Origin of the sequence: Streptomyces sp. WAC04114 (genome assembly GCF_019733245.1) — a bacterium.
Taxonomy (GTDB): Bacteria; Actinomycetota; Actinomycetes; order Streptomycetales; family Streptomycetaceae; genus Streptomyces; species Streptomyces massasporeus_A.
The window spans coordinates 108350-124948 of record NZ_JAIGQA010000002.1 but is presented as its reverse complement, the minus strand read 5'-3'; the positions used below and the strand labels follow the sequence as shown (position 1 = coordinate 124948).

The window sequence follows — 16599 nt, the reverse complement described above, 5'->3', positions numbered from 1 at the left end:
CCGGGCCACCCCGTCACACCCGGAGCGGATTGAAGCGGGCCGCGGCCATCAGGTACCAGGCGGTCGCCCCGGTGTGCCGGTACGGGTAGTAGCCAAAGCCGAACCCCGTGTCCAGCGGACTGCTCGCGGATACCACCCCGGCACGCTCGGGCAGGGCTCTGCCCCCGACGGTCTGCGTGCCGCCCAGACGGTCCTGGGCCTGTTCGATCGAGTCGAGCAGCCGCCGTGCGCGTGCCTCGTCACCACGGGCCCCGCGGTCGCGCAGGGCGAGCGCGAGATGCGCCGTCCCCTCGAACCACACGCCGTTGCGGTCGGGCTTGGGCTGGCCGTCGGCGATCGGTGCGCCCTCGTTGGCGAGCAGGCTCGCCGAGCTGAACGTGACGCCCTCGTACGACTGCCCCGCGGGCACCGTGCTGTTGGTGCGACCGGAGTGATCCAGGACGGCCAGCTCCGCCACGGCCCAGTCCAGGGAGCGGGAGTGGCGGCGTGAGTCCAGCGCGAGATGCGTCCAGGTCTGCGTGTCCTCGGGGATCGGGGACTTGTTGACCGTCACACCGTCGTTCGTGCCGGTGTAGAAGAAGCCCCCGGACGGCTCCCACATCCGCTGCACGAACGCCTCGGCCCGGGACTGCCGCTCCCGCCACACCCGGTCGCCGGTGAGCAGGGCCAGCCGCCCGAAGAGGCAGACCAGATCGGTGTTGTGCTCGGTCGAGGTGAACGGCAGCTTCTGGTTCGCCCCGTCGACCCCGAACTTGTAGCCGCCCAGGGGCTCGTCGGTCCGGCCGGTCCGCTCGATCCACTCGCCGATCCGGACGGCACCTGTGAGGAAGCGGCGCGCTCCGGTGCGGCGGGCGAGGGCGCTCAGCGCGATGCCCGCCCAGGCCATGTCGCCCACGGCCGTGCCGGTGAAGCCGAACTGTGTCCCGACGTTGGCCGTGCCGTCCGCCCGTACGAAGCCGTCGGGCTGGAGCGAGCCGTCGTAGAAGGTGTACGGCCCGGTGTTGTAGGCCTGCCGGAGCCTGCCGTCCTCGTGAGCGGGGTCGTGGTCCTGGGCGTAGAGCAGGGCGTCGCCCAGGGTATTGGCCCTGGTCAGGCCGGCCGGGGTCCGGGACGCGAGGTGGGCGAGGATCGCGAGGGCGTTGTCGTAGGTGAACGCGGTGCTGAACAGGCCCGCCTGGTCGGTGTAGCTCTGGGTCAGGCGGGTGCGGCCGTGGTCGGGGTAAGCGTCCATGGCGGCGGCGATGAAGGCGTGCCCCCGGGCGGGGCTCGACGAGGGGCGCGCACCGGCGGGGCCGGCCGCGAGGGCCTGGCCCGTACCCGCGGCGGTGAGCCCCGCGGCACTGATGCCGAGTCCGGCACCGATGAGCGAACGCCGGCTGAGGGCCGGGCCTTGTCTGCCAGTCATGGATCTCCCTTGAGAGCGCTCTCAATCAGTGGCCGCTCATTGTGCTGGCGCTCCGGATCGGGGTCAACGCTTCGGTCGGAAGGGAGAGTTGCCGGGGGAGGCGGACAGGGACCGGGTCACTCGCAGACGATCTCGTCACGCGGCGTGTAGTGCGTGCGGTACGACTCCCGCTTCACTTCCCGGCCGTCGTCGTAGAACACCCGCTCCACGGTCACGTCGAAGCCTTCGAGCGGCGTCTGCGGCACGCACTCCTTGTCGTCGCTCACCTTCTTCTCCGGCTTCGTCACGTTCTCGCGCGGACCCGTGAGCGACTTGATCTCGTCGTACGTGCGGGTGCCGAGGAAGGAGACGGTCACGGAGGTGTCCGTGGACTCGGCCTGGATGTAGATGGCCTTGCCGGAGTCGTTGGTGAACCGCAGGTCCAGGCTGCCCCAGGCGACCGTCGCCTCGCGGCCCTCCGGGTAGCGCTCGATGTAGAACGAGTGCGCCCCGTGTTCCACCGGCTTGACCCCGGCGAAGAACAGCGCGTTGTACAGGGTCGTCGCCACGGACGAGACGCCACCGCCGGACGCCTTCTGGAACTTGTCGTCGAGGATGATGATGCCGTCCATGAAGCCGTTGGCCTCGGTGCGCGCACCGACGGTCCGGTTGAAGCTCCAGGTCTCGCCCGGATCGACCACGGAGCCGTTGATGAGTTCCACCGCCCGGCCGATGTTCTTCGTGCGGTACTCGGCTGCCTCGAAGTTGACGGTGAAGGACGACATCTTCTCCGTCAGCCCCAGCTCCGCGGCGTTCTCGCGGGTCACCTCCGGCTGGGTCCGGAGCACCTCCACCTCGCCGCCGCGGTCGGCGCCCGACTTGGTGAGCAGCGGCAGTACTGCCTTGCCGAGAGCCTTGTCGCTGACCGCCTGGCCCACCGTGGCGTCCTCGGTGACCACGGCCCTGTCGCCCTCCGGCCGCAGCTTCGCGTTCTCTGCGGTCCTGGTGATGTCGTCGAGAGGGCCGGCCACGGCGGCTTCGGTGCGCAGGCCCTTCGCGTCGAGCTCCGGTCTCAGTGCGCCGCTGCTGTCCGGCCGCATGGTCAGATGCTCGCCCAGTGTCTCCTGGCCGACCGTGAACCGCTTGCCCGCGGCGGTGAGCGTGACGGGGCCCGACATGGCCGGCTCCGCGAAGCCGCGCACCGCCCGCCGTACCTCGTCGGCGGTGACCTTCGGCCGGGTCTCGCTGGTGGGCAGGGGGGTGGGGGTCCCGGTGTGGCCGCGCAGGAAGGAGTCGCGCAGGGACCCGACCGCGGCGTTCACGTCCAGCGCGTACCCGGTCCGCGGTGCGACGGTCTTCACGTGCCCGTCGTCGAACGAGACGGCGCCGTCCCCGACCTTCTGGTCGAGCCCCTTCGCCAGCTGTCCCAGGGCCGCCCGGGCCTTGCCCTCATCGAGGTCGACGACGGGCTCGATGTCGCCGCCCGAGCGGAAGAGCCCGCCGAACACGCTGAGGGGATCTGCGCCGGTGCGCGCCGCCCGGTCGACGGTCTCCTGGACGTCGTAGGAGAGGCCCGCGCGCTCCGGGGCGATGCTGCCGGTGCGGTCACCGACCTTCACGGGCAGCTCCCGGGCGCCGGCCGCCCCGAGCTCGCGTTCCAGCTTCCGCACCGCTTCCGCGCGGCTCAGACCCCCGATCTCCACCCCGCGCACGGTGGTGCCGGAGTCGATGTGGCCGCCCGTGAGGACCAGCCCGGCCAGATACAGGCCGCCCACCCCCACGGCCAGCGCGCCGCCGGCCAGGGCGAGGGACGGGAGGGAGGTGATGCGCGGGACGGAGGCTGTACGGGGGCGCATGGGTCTCCTGAAGATCGATCGAGGGTGCACCCGTGACGCGACGCTGCTGCGGGCAAACACATCCAGCTATCCACACATCGGGGGCAAACCGATATGGCCCAGACCACTTATGCCCGAGATCATTCCGAAATCGGCAAAGCCGGGCCTCTCGCCCGACCCGGCCACAGAGTGGTAACGGCGAACAACGAAGGGGGCGTTGACACGGTCTAGGCCAACATGAAGATCTCTTTTCTGATTCACAACGCCTACGGAATCGGAGGCACGATCACCACCACGTTCAACCTGGCCGGAGCCCTGGCCGAGCGGCACGACGTGGAGGTCGTCTCCGCTTTACGGCACCGCGAGCACCCCAATCTCGTGCTCGATCCGCGGGTGCGGCTGCGGGCCCTGGTCGATCTGCGCAAAGAGGCGGATCATCCGCTTCACCAGAGACCGGCGAAGGTGTTCCCGCCCGCCGAGTACCGCCACCACCAGTACAGCGAGCTGACCGACCAGCGCATCGGAGAGTGCCTCGCGGCGCTCGACGCCGACGTCGTCATCGGCACCCGCCCGGGCCTCAACGTGCACATCGCCCGCCAGGCCCCGCAGCACGTGCTGCGCGTCGGCCAGGAGCACCTCACGCTCGACAACCACTCGCCGCGGCTGCGCACGGCCCTGCGCCGCGCCTACCGCCGCCTCGACGTGATCACCACCGTCACGGAGGCGGACGCCGCCGCCTACCGGCGCAAGATGTGGCTGCCCGGCGTCCATGTGGAGGCCCTCCCCAACAGCGTTCCCGACCCCGCCCTGCCGCCCGCCGACAGCACCGCCAAGGTGGTGATCGCCGCGGGCCGTCTGGTCCCGGTCAAGCGCTACGACCTCCTCATCGAGGCGTTCGCGCCGGTCGCCGCCGCGCACCCGGACTGGCAGCTGCGCATCTACGGCAAGGGCGAGGAGCAGCCCAGGCTGCGCGAGCTCATCGAGCGGCTCGGGCTGTGGAACAACGTGTTCCTGATGGGAGCCGCCACCCCCATGGAGGCCGAGTGGGCCAAGGGCTCGATCGGTGCCGCCGCGTCCAACTTCGAACCGTTCGGCATGACCATCGTCGAGGCCATGCGCTGCGGGCTCCCCGTCGTCAGCACCGACTGTCCCTACGGCCCCGGCGAGATCATCCAGGACGGGACCGACGGCCGGCTCGTACCGGTCGGGGACCGTGACGCACTCGCCGCCGCCCTGCTGGACCTCGTCGGCGACGACGAGCGCCGCCGCCGCATGAGCCGGGCCGCCCTGGACAACGCGCGCCGCTTCGCCCCCGGGCCCGTGGTCGCCCAGGCCGAACGCCTTCTGGAGACGGCTGCCGGGGCCAGGGGCACCCGCCGGGCCGCCACCTCGCAGGGCCACGGCACCGGCAGCGCCCTGGCCGGCCGGGTCCACGCCGCCCGCGACGCCGCCCACGCCGCCGCCTCCGGCGTACTGCGATCGATACGGAAGGGACGCCGATGAGCACGCCGGAGAACGAGATGACCAGCACGCACGAGCGCACGGCGGCCGGAAGGCCGAAGGGCCCGGCCGGGGCACCGGAAGGCGCGGCCGGAACGCCGGAGAGCCCGGCCGGGGGACCGGAAGGCGCCGCCGGAAGGCCGGAGAGCCCGGCCGGGGGACCGGAAGACGCCGCCGGAAGGCCGGAGAGCCCGGCCGGGGGACCGGAAGGCGCCGCCGGAAGGCCGGAGAGCCCGGCCGGGGCACCGGAAGACGCCGCCGAGACGCCCAAGAGCCCGGCCGGAGTGCCGGAAGGCGCGGCGACGAGCCCGCCGAACGACGCCCGCGACATCCACCCGCGCGCCCACTGCGCGGTCGACCCGGACGGCCGGATCACCTTCCGCCTCCCGCCGGCCTCCACCCCGCACCCCCAGCTGCTCCTGCGGCTGCGCCCCCAGAAGGGCCGTCCCGAGACGACCCTGCACGTCCTCGACCTGGCGCCCGACCCCGACCGGGGAGACGGCCGATGGCACGCCGTCCTGGAACCGCACCCGGTCCTCGACGAGGGCCGCTGGGACGTGTACCTGCTGCCGGAACCCGGAGCCGAACGCCGTCGGCTGCGCCCCGGCCTGCGGGACCTGCGCACCCTCGTCGACGGCCACCTGCGCGACCGCCCCTCGCCGGTCGCGGTCAGGATCCCGTACGTCACCAAGGACGGTTTCCTCGCCCTGCGGGCATGGCGGCGCACCGCCCACGCCGAGGCCCGCGCCATCGGTGTCGAGGGCCGGGCCCTGACGGTCACGGCCCGCCTGCACGGAGCCGAGCTCCACGAGGACGCCACCGTGCGGCTGCGCCTGCGAGGCACCGACACCGTGCGAACCCTCCGTCCCCGGGCCGATGACGACGGCAAGGGCTTCTCCTTCACGGCCGGCCCCGGGGATCTGACGGCGGACGGCGGGGGAGCGGGCCGGATCTGGGACGTCTTCGTCCGGCCCGCCGCCGACGCACCGCCGATCAGGGTCGCCCGGCTGCTCGACGACGTGGCGGACCGCAAGCACGTACACGTCTACCCGGCGATCGAGGCGGACGGATCAGCTTTCCGCCCCTACTACACCGTCGACAACGACCTCGCGATAGAGGTGACGTAAGACCGATTCCCCGAAATGCCCGAAATGAAATTCCGGGAGTTTCGGATCGTCGTTTCGTGGTACGCCCCGACAGCGATGTGTGGATTTTGTGTAAAGCGACGGCATAAGCGGTCACAGGCTCGTTCTCAACAGCCGCAAATCGGGAGGGGACTTGCGGCCATAACCAATCTCAAGTACCTAGATGAATCATGAACCTGTTCAACCGCGTGGTGCCGTCCCGCCGGCAGACACCGCTCCCCCCACAGCGCCCCACCGGCGCGCCGGCGTCCTCCGCCGCCGTGCTGCCGAACCCCAACCTGGCCGATCTGTCCGGTGAATGGGTCGTCGACCCCGCGCACAGCAGGATCGGTTTCTCCGTCCGGCACGCCATGGTGACCACCGTGCGCGGTTGTTTCCTGGAGTACGAAAGCCGCCTCTACTTCGACGCGTACGACCCCACACGGTCACGGGCCGACATCACTCTGTTCACCGCCAGCGTCGACACCGGAGTGGAACAGCGCGACGCGCACTTGGTGGGCCGCGACTTCCTGGACGCCGCCACCTATCCGCGTATGCGATTCACCAGCACGGCGGTCCAGCAGACGGGCGCCGACCTGTTCAGCATGTCGGGCGAGCTGACCATCAAAGGCGTCTCCCGCCCCGTGGTGCTCGACATGACGTACATCGGATATGTCACCGACCCCTTCGGCTATGACCGGGTCGGCTTCGACGGCACCACCACCATCAACCGCTCGGACTGGGGCCTGACGTACAACAGCAGGCTGGCCGAGGGCGGGGCGATGGTGAGCGAGAAGGTGCGGCTGCAGCTCGACATCGCCGCCATCCGCACGGCACCGTCGGGCGGCTGACCGCCCCGGGGCGCCTCACGACGCGGCGTCGGACCCGGTCACGACCTGGAACGTGGCCGGGCCGAGCGTGAGCACCCCGTCGCTCAGCGGGGTGCACCGCAGACCGCCCCGGCCGCGCAGGGCCCGCTGGGCACCCGGGCCGATGGTCACGTCCATCCAGGCGCAGGGCCGGGCGGGACGCTTCACGGCGAACTCCACCGGCCCGGCGCCGCAGTCGAGCGAGATCGTCGCCCCGACGAGGGAATCGATGTCGACCCCTCGCAGCAGGATGTTCCGGCGGGTGTGCCGCAGGTCGGCGCCGGCCGGGAGGTTCTCCGAGGCCATGATGGTCACCGCCGCGTTCCGATGGGCCGGCCGGGCGTAGTAGCGGTCGCCGACCAGTCCCAGCCCGCGCCGTACCTCCACCCGGGTGACCCGCTCGTCGGACGGGCCGGGGGAGGGGCCCTCGGACGGCCGTCCGGCCAGCCGGTGCGCGGGCGACACCAGCAGCTGCAGCACCTCCACCTCGGTCATGACGCCCACCCTACGTCCCGGTAGCCGGGGGTCGGCCGTCACTCCTCCTGCCGTCGCCCGAGCCGCCGTCCTCCACAGGGGCTCGGCCGTCCGCCTCTCCCGCGGTGAGGTGTTCCAGGACCTCGACCAGTTCCTGGCAGGCACGCTCCACGGACCGCCGCGTGTAGATCTGCTCGGTGATCACGGCGGACAGGATCAGGGCGGTGAGCGCCATCGCCCCGTTGAAGGCCTGCAGCTTCATCATCACCTCGACGCGGCTGAGCCGTTCGAACGGCCCGACCCGGTCGGTCGCCGCCACCGTGGTCATGACCGAGGCGAACAGGGCGCACGTCAGGCTGCCGGCCAGCTGGAACCGCAGGGCCGCCCAGATCAGCAGGGGGTAGATGAGGAACAGCAGACTGATCGAGCTGTGCGCGGCCAGCGGCACCAGACAGCAGGCGATGACCGCGAGCCCCGCGGCCTCCTTCCAGCGCGACATGCGCAGCGGCAGGCGTACGCGGGACAGCAGGAGCAGCACCGGCGTGACGATGAGCACGCCCATCGCGTCACCGACCCACCAGGCGAGCCACACCGCCCAGAAGCCGGGCCATTCGATCCTGTCCGTGGCGATCAGGATTCCCGCGCCGGTGGTCGAGCTGATCAGCATGGCGGTGAACGCACCCAGGAACACCAGGGCCAGACCGTCCCGCAGCCGCGCGAGGTCGGTGCGGAAACCGGCCCGGCGCAGCAGCAGATACCCGACGACGGGCGCGACCGTGTTCCCCGCCAGCACGACCAGGGCCGAGGGCGTCAGGGTGGTCAGGGACAGGATGACGAGGAAGGCGCCCAGGGCGATCCCGGGCCAGCAGCGCAGCCCTAAGAGCAGCAGGCTGGCGACCGAGACCCCGGTCGGCGGCCAGATGGGGGTGACGACGGCGCCCTCGACGACGAGTTCCCGCAGCAGCCCCAGCTGCGCCGATCCGTAGTAGCAGGCGGCGACGGCCAGCGTCTGCAGAGCGACGACGGCCGGCGTACGCAGATCCTGGCTACCCACCACAGCAGCCATGAGACACCGGGGCCGCCACGTCGGCGAGGCGGGAGCGGGCCTCGTGCGGCCCTATGGCTGAGCGTCCGGTCCGTCGAGGCCGACCACCAGGACGGCCGCGTCGTCGTCGTGCCCGACGCGCTCGGCCCCCTTGATCACCGCGGCCGCGAGCGCGTCGACGTCCATGCCCGCCACCGCCGCGATGCCCGCGAGCCGCGTCACCTGGTCGAGGCCCTCCTCCAGGCGCATCGACGGCCCCTCCACGACACCGTCCGTGAGCAGCACGAACATGCTGCCCGTGGTGAGCTCGTAGCGGGTGACCGGGTAGGGCATCCCCGCCTGTACGCCGAGGGGCGGCCCGCCCTCGTCCTCGGTGAGAGCGGACTTCCCGTCGGCCGTGGCCCAGACGCAGGGCAGATGCCCGGCCCGGGCGCTCTCCAGCACGCCGGCACACGGGTCGAGCCGCATGAACGTGCAGGTGGCGAACAGGTCGGAGCCCAGCGACAGCAACAGGTCGTTGGTCCGGGCCAGCACCTCGCCCGGCTCGCTGGTGACCGAGGCCAGCGCCCGCATCCCGGCGCGTACCTGCCCCATGAAGGCGGCGGCCTCGATGTTGTGGCCCTGGACGTCGCCGATGGACAGGCCGATTCGCCCGTCGCCCAGCGTGAAGGCGTCGTACCAGTCGCCGCCCACGTTGAGACCGTGGCAGGCGGGTGTGTACCGCACGGCCAGGTGCAGTCGACGGGCGAGGGGCAGGTCCCGCGGGAGCATGCCGCGCTGCAGCGCGATCGCCAGTTCGACCCGGGACCGCTGCATCTCGGCCTGCGCACGCGCCTGAGCCGTCAGGGCCCCGAGCCTGGTCAGCAGCTCGTCGCCGTCGTCCGTCGTGCCGGTGCGGGACATGGATCACTCCGGCGAGGATGGCCACGGTGGGTGGCGACCCGAGAGGTCAAAACACCCTATTTACGTCCATAGGATGATACTCAGGCGAACGTCCCCGCGACGACTTCACTCTCTCCGGGGGCTCTCGCCCCCCTCGCGCGCCGCCGCGGAATCGGTGCGCCGTCCCACCGCCGCCAGCACGAACGTCACGCTGATCAGCAACGCCCAGGCCCCGAACTTCGCCACGCCCACCGGCTCCCAGCCGTGCTCCTGATACGGGTAACGCCAGGCACCGACCAGGGTCGCCAGGTTCTCCGCCACCCACAGGAAGAACCCGATCAGCACGAACGACAACGCCAGCGGCATGCGCCGGCGCACCCCTCGCACCGTGAAGCGCACCGACGTCCCCAACGTGACGGCCCCCAGCAGCCCGGCCAGCACCCAGCGCGCATCGGGCAGCCAGTGGTGGCTGAAGAAGTTGACGTATATGGCGGCGGCGGCCAAGGCGGTCGCGCGCGGCCGATAGCGCACGATCTCCAGATCGAACAGGTGCCAGGCCCGGCAGACGTAGCTGCCCACGGCGGCGTACAGGAACCCGCCGTACAACGGGACGCCGGCGAACTTCAGCACGGCCGGCTCCGGGTAGCTCCAGGAACCGAGCGACACCTTCACCAGCTCGAAGGCCAGGCCGATGACGTGGCAGACCGCGATGACGGCCACGTCCCGCCCGTTCTCCCAGCCGCGGGCCCAGAACACCAGCGTGAGCAGCACCCCGTAGACGACCAGCAGGTCGTAACGAGCCACGGGCAGGTCGGGCAGCAGCGTGGACACGGCCACGCCGGACAGCAGGGCGATGGCGAAAGCGCAGGCCCGCGTCTGCGTCCAGGCGAACGCGAGCAGCCGGCGGACCGGTGTGGCCAGGGGGCCGGTGGGGCTTGCAGGGATCATGGTGCCCTGTAGGACGAGCCCGTCGGCTCAACGGTTGCAGCGAAACTCCCTGCTCGGAGCCCCGCCGCCGGTGAACTCCCGCGCCTGGGCCACGGCCTGCCGCAACAGCCCCGACAGCCGCTGATCGGCGTCCGGGGCGGCGCACACCACGCCGAGCGCGTGCTCGAGGTGACGGCGCCCCGGCCCGCGCCACCACAGCAGATCGGCGATCCGGGCCGCCGGACCAGCCGCGGGCGCGTGGGCGAGCCTCGCCGCCCTCGCGCGGCACGCACGGCCGTGCCGCGCGAGCCGCCGGGACGCGGGACGCCCAAGACGTGCCGCGTCCACGACCGCGCCGACGAGCAGCGGCGCGTAGTCGCGGCCGGCGGGGCGGGCGTCGGCGAGGTCGGCGGCCAGCGGCCACAAGGCATGCCGGGCGTCGTCGTCGACGCTGTCGTTGACCACCCGGGCCAGGGCCGCGAGCGCCGGATGCGTCCCGGGAGGGCTGTCGGTGAAGCGGCCGGAGGACAGCACCGCGGCGGCCTCCATCAGGCAGGCACCGTCGTCCGGGTCCAGATGGGCGAAACGCCCGGGCACCGGAAGGCCGTCCGGGACTCCGGCGGGGGTCTCGACGGACCCCCTGCGGCCGGGAAGAGCGGTCATGGACGACCTCCGGCTGTGATCACAGACCGGTGATGGCGTGCAGCAGCAGATAGAGCGCCGCCGCCGGGATTCCCGCGCCGGGGAACGTGAGGATCCAGGCGGTACCGATCGAACGGGCCACCTGCCAGCGTACGGCGGAGAAGCGCCGGGTGGCACCGGCACCCAGAATGGCCGCGGTGATCGTCTGCGTGGTGGAGATCGGCGCCTTCACCAGGAACGCGGTCGTGTAGAGGACGGCCGCGGCAGCCGTCTCGGCGGCGAACCCGCGCGGCGGGTCCAGGTGCACGATGCGCCGCCCCAGAGTGGTGATGATGCGACGCCCGCCGGTGTAGGTGCCGGCGGCCATGGCGAGGGCCACGGCGGCGATCACCCACACCGGCACCGAGAAGCCGTCCTGCCAGCCGGCCGTGACCAGCGCCAGCACGATGACCCCCATGGTCTTCTGCGCGTCCTGCAACCCGTGCCCCAGCCCCATGGCCGCGGCGGAGACGGTCTGCGCCACGCGGAACCGCCGCATGGTGCGCCGGGGCGTCGAACGGCGGAACAGCCAGAGGATGCCCGTGTGCAGCAGATAGCCGAGCACCACGCCGACCAGCGGGGACAGCAGCATCGGCAGGACGACCTTGTCCAGGATGCCCGACCACTGCACCGTGGCGGACGCGGCGAGCGCGGCACCCACCAGCCCGCCGATCAGGGCGTGCGAGGACGAGGTGGGCAGCCCCCGCCACCAGGTGAAGACGTTCCAGCCGATCGCGCCGAGGAGCGCGCACAGGACGAGCAGCAGCCCCGAGGTCGCCTCGGGCGCCTCGATGATGCCGCTGCCGACGGTCTGGGCGACCCCGGTCCCCAGGAAGGCGCCGCAGAAGTTCATCACCGCGGCCATGGCCAGTGCCACCCGCGGTGTCAGCGCCCTGGTGGAGATCGAGGTGGCGATCGCGTTCGCCGCGTCGTGGAAGCCGTTGGTGAAGTCGAACGTCAGCCCCACGATGATGATCAGCACCACGAGGGCGAGCTCCATGCCTGATCACCTTTCGACGCGCGGTCGCACGGTTCCATCGTGCGCTCAACGCGCGGATCGGGCCGTGCGGCTACGCCACGCGGGGCGGGGGGCCGAAGGAACCCGGAGGAGCAGATACACCGTCTTACGGTGTTCCGGTGCGATCTGTTCCTACATGGGCGCTGGTGTCATCCGGGTGTGCGCCGGTCTTCCTGATCATGGGCTGGCTGGTGGCGGCATCGCTGCAGGGACACCCCTACGACCCCGCCGCCCAGACGATCAGCGTCCTGGCGGCCCCCGGAAACAGTGGGTCCTGGGTGATGACGGCGGCGTTCATCGCATTGGGCTTCTGCCATCTGCTGACCGCCTGGGGCCTGCGCCCGGCCGCCAGCGCGGGGCGAATGGCGCTGGCGGCAGGAGGTGTATCGGCATGGGCCGTGGCCGTGGTCCCGGCACCGAGCAGCGGTGGCTCACTGAGCCACGGTTCCGTGACCGCCGTGGGCTTCTCCGTCCTCGCGGCATGGCCCGTCCTGGCCGCCAGGGCCGGAACCGCCGTGCCGTGGGCCCTGCGCCCGTTCCCGTCCCTGGCGGCCACGGCGGTCATGGCGATCGGCGCGGCCTGGTTCCTGGTCGAGCTGCACCTCCACGGCGCGGCCGGTGTGGCCGAGCGCGCGGTGACGACCCTTCAGTCGGTCTGGCCCTTCGTGGTGGTCCTCTCCTGCCTGCGCGGATCCCCGCGCGACGGGCGCCCGAGCTGACCGAACCCTTCCGCTCTGTTGACAGGTACGGACCAAGGCGCAACTCTGAGAGCGCTCTCAGAATTTCGGCCAACTGTCGAACGGAGGCAAGAGCGTGTTGCGAACTCTCAGGCGCCGGGCCACGGCCGCGGGGCTGTCCCTCGTCACGGCCCTCACCGTGGTCCTCGCCGGCTCACTGCTGGCGACCGGAACGGGTACGCCGGCCCACGCCGCCGTGCCGACGACGATCCCACTGAAGATCACGAACAATTCGGCCCGCGGCGAGCAGTTGTACATCTACAACCTCGGCACGGAACTCTCGACCGGACGGCAGGGCTGGGCCGACGCGAGTGGCACGTTCCATCCCTGGCCGGCGGGCGGCAACCCGCCGACTCCCGCCCCGGACGCCTCGATCCCGGGCCCGGCGGCAGGGCAGTCGGCCACGATCCGCATGCCGAAGTTCTCCGGCCGCGTGTACTTCTCCTACGGTCAGAAGCTGGTCTTCAAGCTCACCACCGGCGGCCTGGTCCAGCCCGCCGTGCAGAACCCGACCGACCCCAACCGGAACATCCTGTTCAACTGGTCGGAGTACACGCTCAACGACTCGGGCCTGTGGATCAACAGCACACAGGTCGACATGTTCTCCGCCCCCTACGCGGTGGGAGTGCAGCGGGCCGACGGCAGCACCGCGAGCACCGGCCGGCTCAAGCCCGGCGGGTACAACGGCTTCTTCAACGCCCTGCGAGCACAGCCGGGAGGCTGGGCGAACCTGATCCAGACCCGCCCCGACGGCACCGTACTGCGCGCCCTGTCACCGCTGTACGGCCTGGAGACCGGCGCCCTGCCGGCCGCCGTCATGGACGACTACATCAACCGGGTCTGGCAGAAGTACGCCGGCTCCACCCTGACGGTCACCCCGTTCGCCGACCAGCCCGGCACCAAGTACTTCGGCCGGGTCTCCGGCGGCGTCCTGAACTTCACCAACAGTGCCGGGGCCGTCGTCACCAGCTTCCAGAAGCCGGACGCCTCCTCCGTCTTCGGCTGTCACCGGAGGCTGGACGCCCCCAACGACCAGGTGCGCGGCCCGATCTCGCGCACCCTGTGCGCCGGCTTCAACCGGTCCACACTGCTGGTCAACCCCAACCAGCCCGACGCCGGTGCGGCCGACTTCTACAAGGACGCCGTCACCAATCACTACGCCCGCGCGATCCACGCCCAGATGGCGGACGGGAAGGCGTACGCCTTCGCCTTCGACGACGTCGGCCACCACGAATCACTGGTGCACGACGGCAACCCGCGTCAGGCCTACCTCACGCTCGAACCGCTCAGCTGACCGGCCTTCCGTGCGCCGTCGGCACCACGATCCCATCGTGGTGCCGACGGCTTTGTCGTACTGACCTGCGAGCTGTTCCCAAAACAATCTGCGGTGCTCGAAGTCGGCCATTCATCAGTTTCGGAATCAATTACAACTTTGCCATCTCTTGGTGTAGTTGGGATGTTGATTACGTGAGCCTCGTTGGCATCACAAGGTGACCGCAACCCCTGCCGGAACCAGGGCCATTACGGTCACTCTCCCCCCACGCAATGGTGAGAGGCACCAACGATGACGATGAACCACGCCCTGCGGTACGGCAGTCGCACGCTCGCGTTGACGGCGACCGCACTCGGGGTGATCGCGACGGCCGTGCCGGCCGCGGCCGAGGAACAGCCCACCGCTGAGCAGATCATGGCCGACTGCGCTTCCGGTGAAGGCAAGTGCAGCTTCAATTCCCCGGAACTCGGCAAGGCCTATCTCGGTGAGCCCCGTCAGGTCTCCGAACTGCTCTTCAACTGCACCGATTCGGCCGCCTCCCAGTCGATGTCATGGGCCGACACCGTGGGCTCCTCCCATTCGGTGGGCGGCTCGGTCACCGTGGGCGGTGGCATCGAGGGCATCATCACCGCCAGCGTGACCGCGACGTACAACTACACCTGGCAGAGCTCGCACACCGAGACGAGCTCCTTCACCGTGTCCGTCAAGCCGGGAGAAGTGGGCTGGATCTCACGCGCCCAGGTCATGCGGCAGATATCCGGCACCTGGCAGACCCACTACGACGACCCCAAGTGGGGTCACTACTACTGGTTCGTGCCCGACACGGTTACCGGCCCCGCCCCGAACGGAACGGACGGCAAGCACAGCGCGGTCGTCGTCAAGTCCCGCAAGATGACGGCCGACGAGAAGAAGCTGTGCGACGGCGGCTCCACGGAGAACAAGGTCTTCACCCGCAGCCGCTGAGCCGGCCCCGCCTTCGCAGTGGGGCCGGCCGTGTTTGTCTACTTCGGGTCGCGGTCGAAGAGCGACTTGGACCAGAGGTAGCCGAGCGCGGCCAGCCCCACGCACCAGGCCACGGCGAGCCATCCGTTGTGGCCGATCCCGGTGCCGAGCAGCAGGCCGCGCAGGGTCTCGATGGCCGGGGTGAACGGCTGGTACTCGGCGATCGGCTGGAACCAGCCCGGCATCGCGTCGACCGGCACGAAGGCGCTGGACAGCAGCGGCAGGATCATCAGCGGCATCGCGTTGTTGCTGGCCGCCTCGGCGTTCGGACTCGACAGGCCCATTCCGACGGCGATCCAGGTGAGGGCGAGGGACATCAGGACCACCAGCGCGAAGGCCAGGAGCCACTCCAGCGCGGTGGCGTCGGTGGAGCGGAAACCGATGGCGACGGCGACGGCGCCGACGAGGGCCACGCTCATCGCGCACTGGATCACGCTGCCGACGACGTGCCCGACGAGCACCGAGCCGCGGTGGATCGCCATCGTGCGGAAGCGGGCGATGATGCCCTCGTTCATGTCCATGGAGACGGACACCGCGCTGCCGATGGTCGTGCCGCCGATGGTCAGCATCAGGATCCCCGGGAAGAGATACGCGAGGTACTCGGACCGGCCCCCGCCGCCGCCCCCGATACCGGCGCTCATGGTGTCGCCGAAGATGTAGACGAAGAGCAGCAACAGCACGATCGGGCTGAGCAGCAGGTTCAGGGTGAGGGACGGGTAGCGGCGCACGTGCAGGAGATTGCGGCGCAGCATGGTGGACGAGTCGCGCAGGGCGAGGGAGAGGGCGCTCATCGGGCAGCCTCCTCGGGCTGGTTCGGCTGGTTCGGCTGGTTGGGCCGGTCGCTGGTCAGGGCGAAGAACACGTCGTCGAGGTCGGGGGTGTGCGTGGTCAGCTCGTCCGCTTCGATGCCGGCCGCATCCAGCCAGTCGAGGATGGCGCGCAGTTCGCGCTGGCTGCCGTCGCTGGGGATCTGCAGAGTGAGGGACTCGTCGTCCCGGGTGACTTCGTGCAGGGCGGTGGCGGCGTTCCGGTAGGCGGCAGGGTCGGTGAAGCGGAGCCGGACGTGTCCGCCGGGGACGATCCGCTTGAGTTCCTCGGCGGTGCCTTCGGCGGCGAGGGTGCCGTTGTGGAGGACGGCGATGCGGTCGGCGAGTTCGTCGGCTTCCTCCAGGTACTGGGTGGTGAGGAAGACGGTGACGCCGCCGGTGACGAGGTCGCGGATGATCTGCCACATGCTGTGGCGGGCGCGGGGGTCGAGGCCGGTGGTGGGTTCGTCGAGGAAGATGATCCTGGGGTCGCCGACCAGGGTCATGGCGATGTCGAGGCGGCGTTTCATGCCGCCGGAGTAGGTGGAGGCGGGCTTCTTCGCGGCGTCGGTGAGGTCGAAGCGTTCCAGCAGCTCGGCGGCGATGCGGCGGCCCTCGCGCTTGGGCAGGTGGTGCAGGTCCGCCATGAGGAGCATGTTCTCCTCGCCGGTGATCAGGCCGTCGACCGCGGAGAACTGCCCGGTGACCCCGATCGCGGCCCGGACCCCGTCCGGTGACGTGGCGATGTCGTGGCCCGCGACCTGTGCCTGTCCGCCGTCGGCCGTGATGAGCGTGGAGAGGATCTTGACGGCGGTGGTCTTGCCGGCGCCGTTCGGCCCGAGCAGCGCGAACACGGATCCGGCCGGAATATGGAGATCGAGGCCGTCGAGGACGGTCTTGTCGCCGTACGACTTGCGCAGACCCACGGCGGAGACGGCGGGAGCCGAGGCGTGGCCCTGACTGGATGTGGACATGACAGAAGAAGGCATGTGCCCTCCCGTTCGAAGGCTGAAGTGGGCTGGGGAGGTGGGAGTTGAGGGGG

The 16599-nt window shown here is 70.8% G+C and carries 16 protein-coding genes; 6 read left to right on the top strand and 10 right to left on the bottom strand.

The annotated features are described in order from the left end of the window. Positions 1-13: 13 nt before the first annotated feature. Both K4G64_RS01485 and K4G64_RS01480 read right to left on the bottom strand, forming a co-directional pair. Entirely contained in the window at positions 14-1405 is a 1392-nt protein-coding gene (locus K4G64_RS01485; protein WP_221754189.1) for a Tat pathway signal sequence domain protein, read from the bottom strand. A gap of 116 nt (positions 1406-1521) precedes the next feature. After that, positions 1522-3240, bottom strand: a complete 1719-nt coding sequence (locus K4G64_RS01480; protein WP_221754188.1) for a VanW family protein — start codon at positions 3238-3240, stop codon at positions 1522-1524. A gap of 216 nt (positions 3241-3456) precedes the next feature. On the opposite strand from K4G64_RS01480, the gene K4G64_RS01475 reads away from it, so the two are divergent. The 3 genes from K4G64_RS01475 (at position 3457) to K4G64_RS01465 (ending at position 6694) form a co-directional block, all read left to right on the top strand. Beyond that, positions 3457-4722: a glycosyltransferase family 4 protein gene (locus tag K4G64_RS01475; RefSeq protein ID WP_221754187.1), complete on the top strand. Its 1266-nt coding sequence runs from the start codon at positions 3457-3459 to the stop codon at positions 4720-4722. Next, complete coding sequence (locus K4G64_RS01470) at positions 4719-5846, top strand: transferase (RefSeq protein ID WP_308122183.1); 1128 nt, start codon at positions 4719-4721, stop codon at positions 5844-5846. Before K4G64_RS01475 ends, K4G64_RS01470 begins: the two co-directional genes overlap by 4 nt. A gap of 188 nt (positions 5847-6034) precedes the next feature. Continuing rightward, a complete protein-coding gene (locus tag K4G64_RS01465; protein ID WP_221754186.1) occupies positions 6035-6694 on the top strand; it encodes a YceI family protein in 660 nt (219 codons plus the stop codon). 15 nt (positions 6695-6709) lie between these two features. On the opposite strand, the gene K4G64_RS01460 is transcribed toward K4G64_RS01465, so the two are convergent. The 6 genes from K4G64_RS01460 to K4G64_RS01435 all read right to left on the bottom strand — a co-directional run bounded on the left by K4G64_RS01460 (position 6710) and on the right by K4G64_RS01435 (position 11721). After that, positions 6710-7207 carry a molybdenum cofactor biosysynthesis protein gene (locus tag K4G64_RS01460; protein WP_221754185.1) on the bottom strand — a complete coding sequence of 166 codons (498 nt, stop codon included), beginning with the start codon at positions 7205-7207 and terminating at the stop codon, positions 6710-6712. Positions 7208-7217: 10 nt separating this feature from the next. Next, positions 7218-8243, bottom strand: a complete 1026-nt coding sequence (locus K4G64_RS01455; protein WP_374206345.1) for an MASE1 domain-containing protein — start codon at positions 8241-8243, stop codon at positions 7218-7220. Positions 8244-8303: 60 nt separating this feature from the next. Next, the gene (locus tag K4G64_RS01450; protein ID WP_221754183.1) at positions 8304-9134 is read right to left on the bottom strand and encodes a PP2C family protein-serine/threonine phosphatase; all 831 of its coding nucleotides are present in this window, start codon (positions 9132-9134) and stop codon (positions 8304-8306) included. Between the two features lie 105 nt (positions 9135-9239). Next, the gene (locus tag K4G64_RS01445) at positions 9240-10061 is read right to left on the bottom strand and encodes a DUF817 domain-containing protein (protein WP_221754182.1); all 822 of its coding nucleotides are present in this window, start codon (positions 10059-10061) and stop codon (positions 9240-9242) included. Positions 10062-10088: 27 nt separating this feature from the next. After that, entirely contained in the window at positions 10089-10703 is a 615-nt protein-coding gene (locus tag K4G64_RS01440) for a hypothetical protein (RefSeq protein ID WP_221754181.1), read from the bottom strand. A gap of 19 nt (positions 10704-10722) precedes the next feature. After that, positions 10723-11721, bottom strand: a complete 999-nt coding sequence (locus K4G64_RS01435; protein ID WP_221754180.1) for an inorganic phosphate transporter — start codon at positions 11719-11721, stop codon at positions 10723-10725. Between the two features lie 137 nt (positions 11722-11858). Between K4G64_RS01435 and K4G64_RS01430 the strand changes: the two genes are divergently transcribed. The 3 genes from K4G64_RS01430 to K4G64_RS01420 all read left to right on the top strand — a co-directional run bounded on the left by K4G64_RS01430 (position 11859) and on the right by K4G64_RS01420 (position 14712). Further along, complete coding sequence (locus K4G64_RS01430) at positions 11859-12458, top strand: DUF998 domain-containing protein (RefSeq protein ID WP_221754179.1); 600 nt, start codon at positions 11859-11861, stop codon at positions 12456-12458. A 94-nt stretch (positions 12459-12552) separates the two neighbouring features. Then, positions 12553-13770 (top strand): glycoside hydrolase family 64 protein, encoded by a 1218-nt coding sequence (locus K4G64_RS01425; protein WP_221754178.1) that lies wholly within the window; start codon positions 12553-12555, stop codon positions 13768-13770. A gap of 270 nt (positions 13771-14040) precedes the next feature. Further along, positions 14041-14712 (top strand): hypothetical protein, encoded by a 672-nt coding sequence (locus K4G64_RS01420; RefSeq protein WP_221754177.1) that lies wholly within the window; start codon positions 14041-14043, stop codon positions 14710-14712. 38 nt (positions 14713-14750) lie between these two features. On the opposite strand, the gene K4G64_RS01415 is transcribed toward K4G64_RS01420, so the two are convergent. Then, positions 14751-15542 (bottom strand): ABC transporter permease, encoded by a 792-nt coding sequence (locus K4G64_RS01415; protein WP_221754176.1) that lies wholly within the window; start codon positions 15540-15542, stop codon positions 14751-14753. Further along, a complete protein-coding gene (locus K4G64_RS01410) occupies positions 15539-16546 on the bottom strand; it encodes an ATP-binding cassette domain-containing protein (RefSeq protein ID WP_221754175.1) in 1008 nt (335 codons plus the stop codon). Before K4G64_RS01410 ends, K4G64_RS01415 begins: the two co-directional genes overlap by 4 nt. Positions 16547-16599: the final 53 nt, after the last annotated feature.

What these genes read in the sequence shown, in the direction of transcription:
- K4G64_RS01475 (WP_221754187.1), top strand. Translation starts at nt 3,457, where the DNA reads ATGAAGATCTCTTTTCTGATTCACAACGCCTACGGAATCGGAGGCACG.
- K4G64_RS01410 (WP_221754175.1), bottom strand. Translation starts at nt 16,546, where the DNA reads ATGCCTTCTTCTGTCATGTCCACATCCAGTCAGGGCCACGCCTCGGCT.
- K4G64_RS01460 (WP_221754185.1), bottom strand. Translation starts at nt 7,207, where the DNA reads ATGACCGAGGTGGAGGTGCTGCAGCTGCTGGTGTCGCCCGCGCACCGG.
- K4G64_RS01435 (WP_221754180.1), bottom strand. Translation starts at nt 11,721, where the DNA reads ATGGAGCTCGCCCTCGTGGTGCTGATCATCATCGTGGGGCTGACGTTC.
- K4G64_RS01480 (WP_221754188.1), bottom strand. Translation starts at nt 3,240, where the DNA reads ATGCGCCCCCGTACAGCCTCCGTCCCGCGCATCACCTCCCTCCCGTCC.
- K4G64_RS01470 (WP_308122183.1), top strand. Translation starts at nt 4,719, where the DNA reads ATGAGCACGCCGGAGAACGAGATGACCAGCACGCACGAGCGCACGGCG.
- K4G64_RS01450 (WP_221754183.1), bottom strand. Translation starts at nt 9,134, where the DNA reads ATGTCCCGCACCGGCACGACGGACGACGGCGACGAGCTGCTGACCAGG.
- K4G64_RS01485 (WP_221754189.1), bottom strand. Translation starts at nt 1,405, where the DNA reads ATGACTGGCAGACAAGGCCCGGCCCTCAGCCGGCGTTCGCTCATCGGT.
- K4G64_RS01445 (WP_221754182.1), bottom strand. Translation starts at nt 10,061, where the DNA reads ATGATCCCTGCAAGCCCCACCGGCCCCCTGGCCACACCGGTCCGCCGG.
- K4G64_RS01420 (WP_221754177.1), top strand. Translation starts at nt 14,041, where the DNA reads ATGACGATGAACCACGCCCTGCGGTACGGCAGTCGCACGCTCGCGTTG.
- K4G64_RS01440 (WP_221754181.1), bottom strand. Translation starts at nt 10,703, where the DNA reads ATGACCGCTCTTCCCGGCCGCAGGGGGTCCGTCGAGACCCCCGCCGGA.
- K4G64_RS01465 (WP_221754186.1), top strand. Translation starts at nt 6,035, where the DNA reads ATGAACCTGTTCAACCGCGTGGTGCCGTCCCGCCGGCAGACACCGCTC.
- K4G64_RS01415 (WP_221754176.1), bottom strand. Translation starts at nt 15,542, where the DNA reads ATGAGCGCCCTCTCCCTCGCCCTGCGCGACTCGTCCACCATGCTGCGC.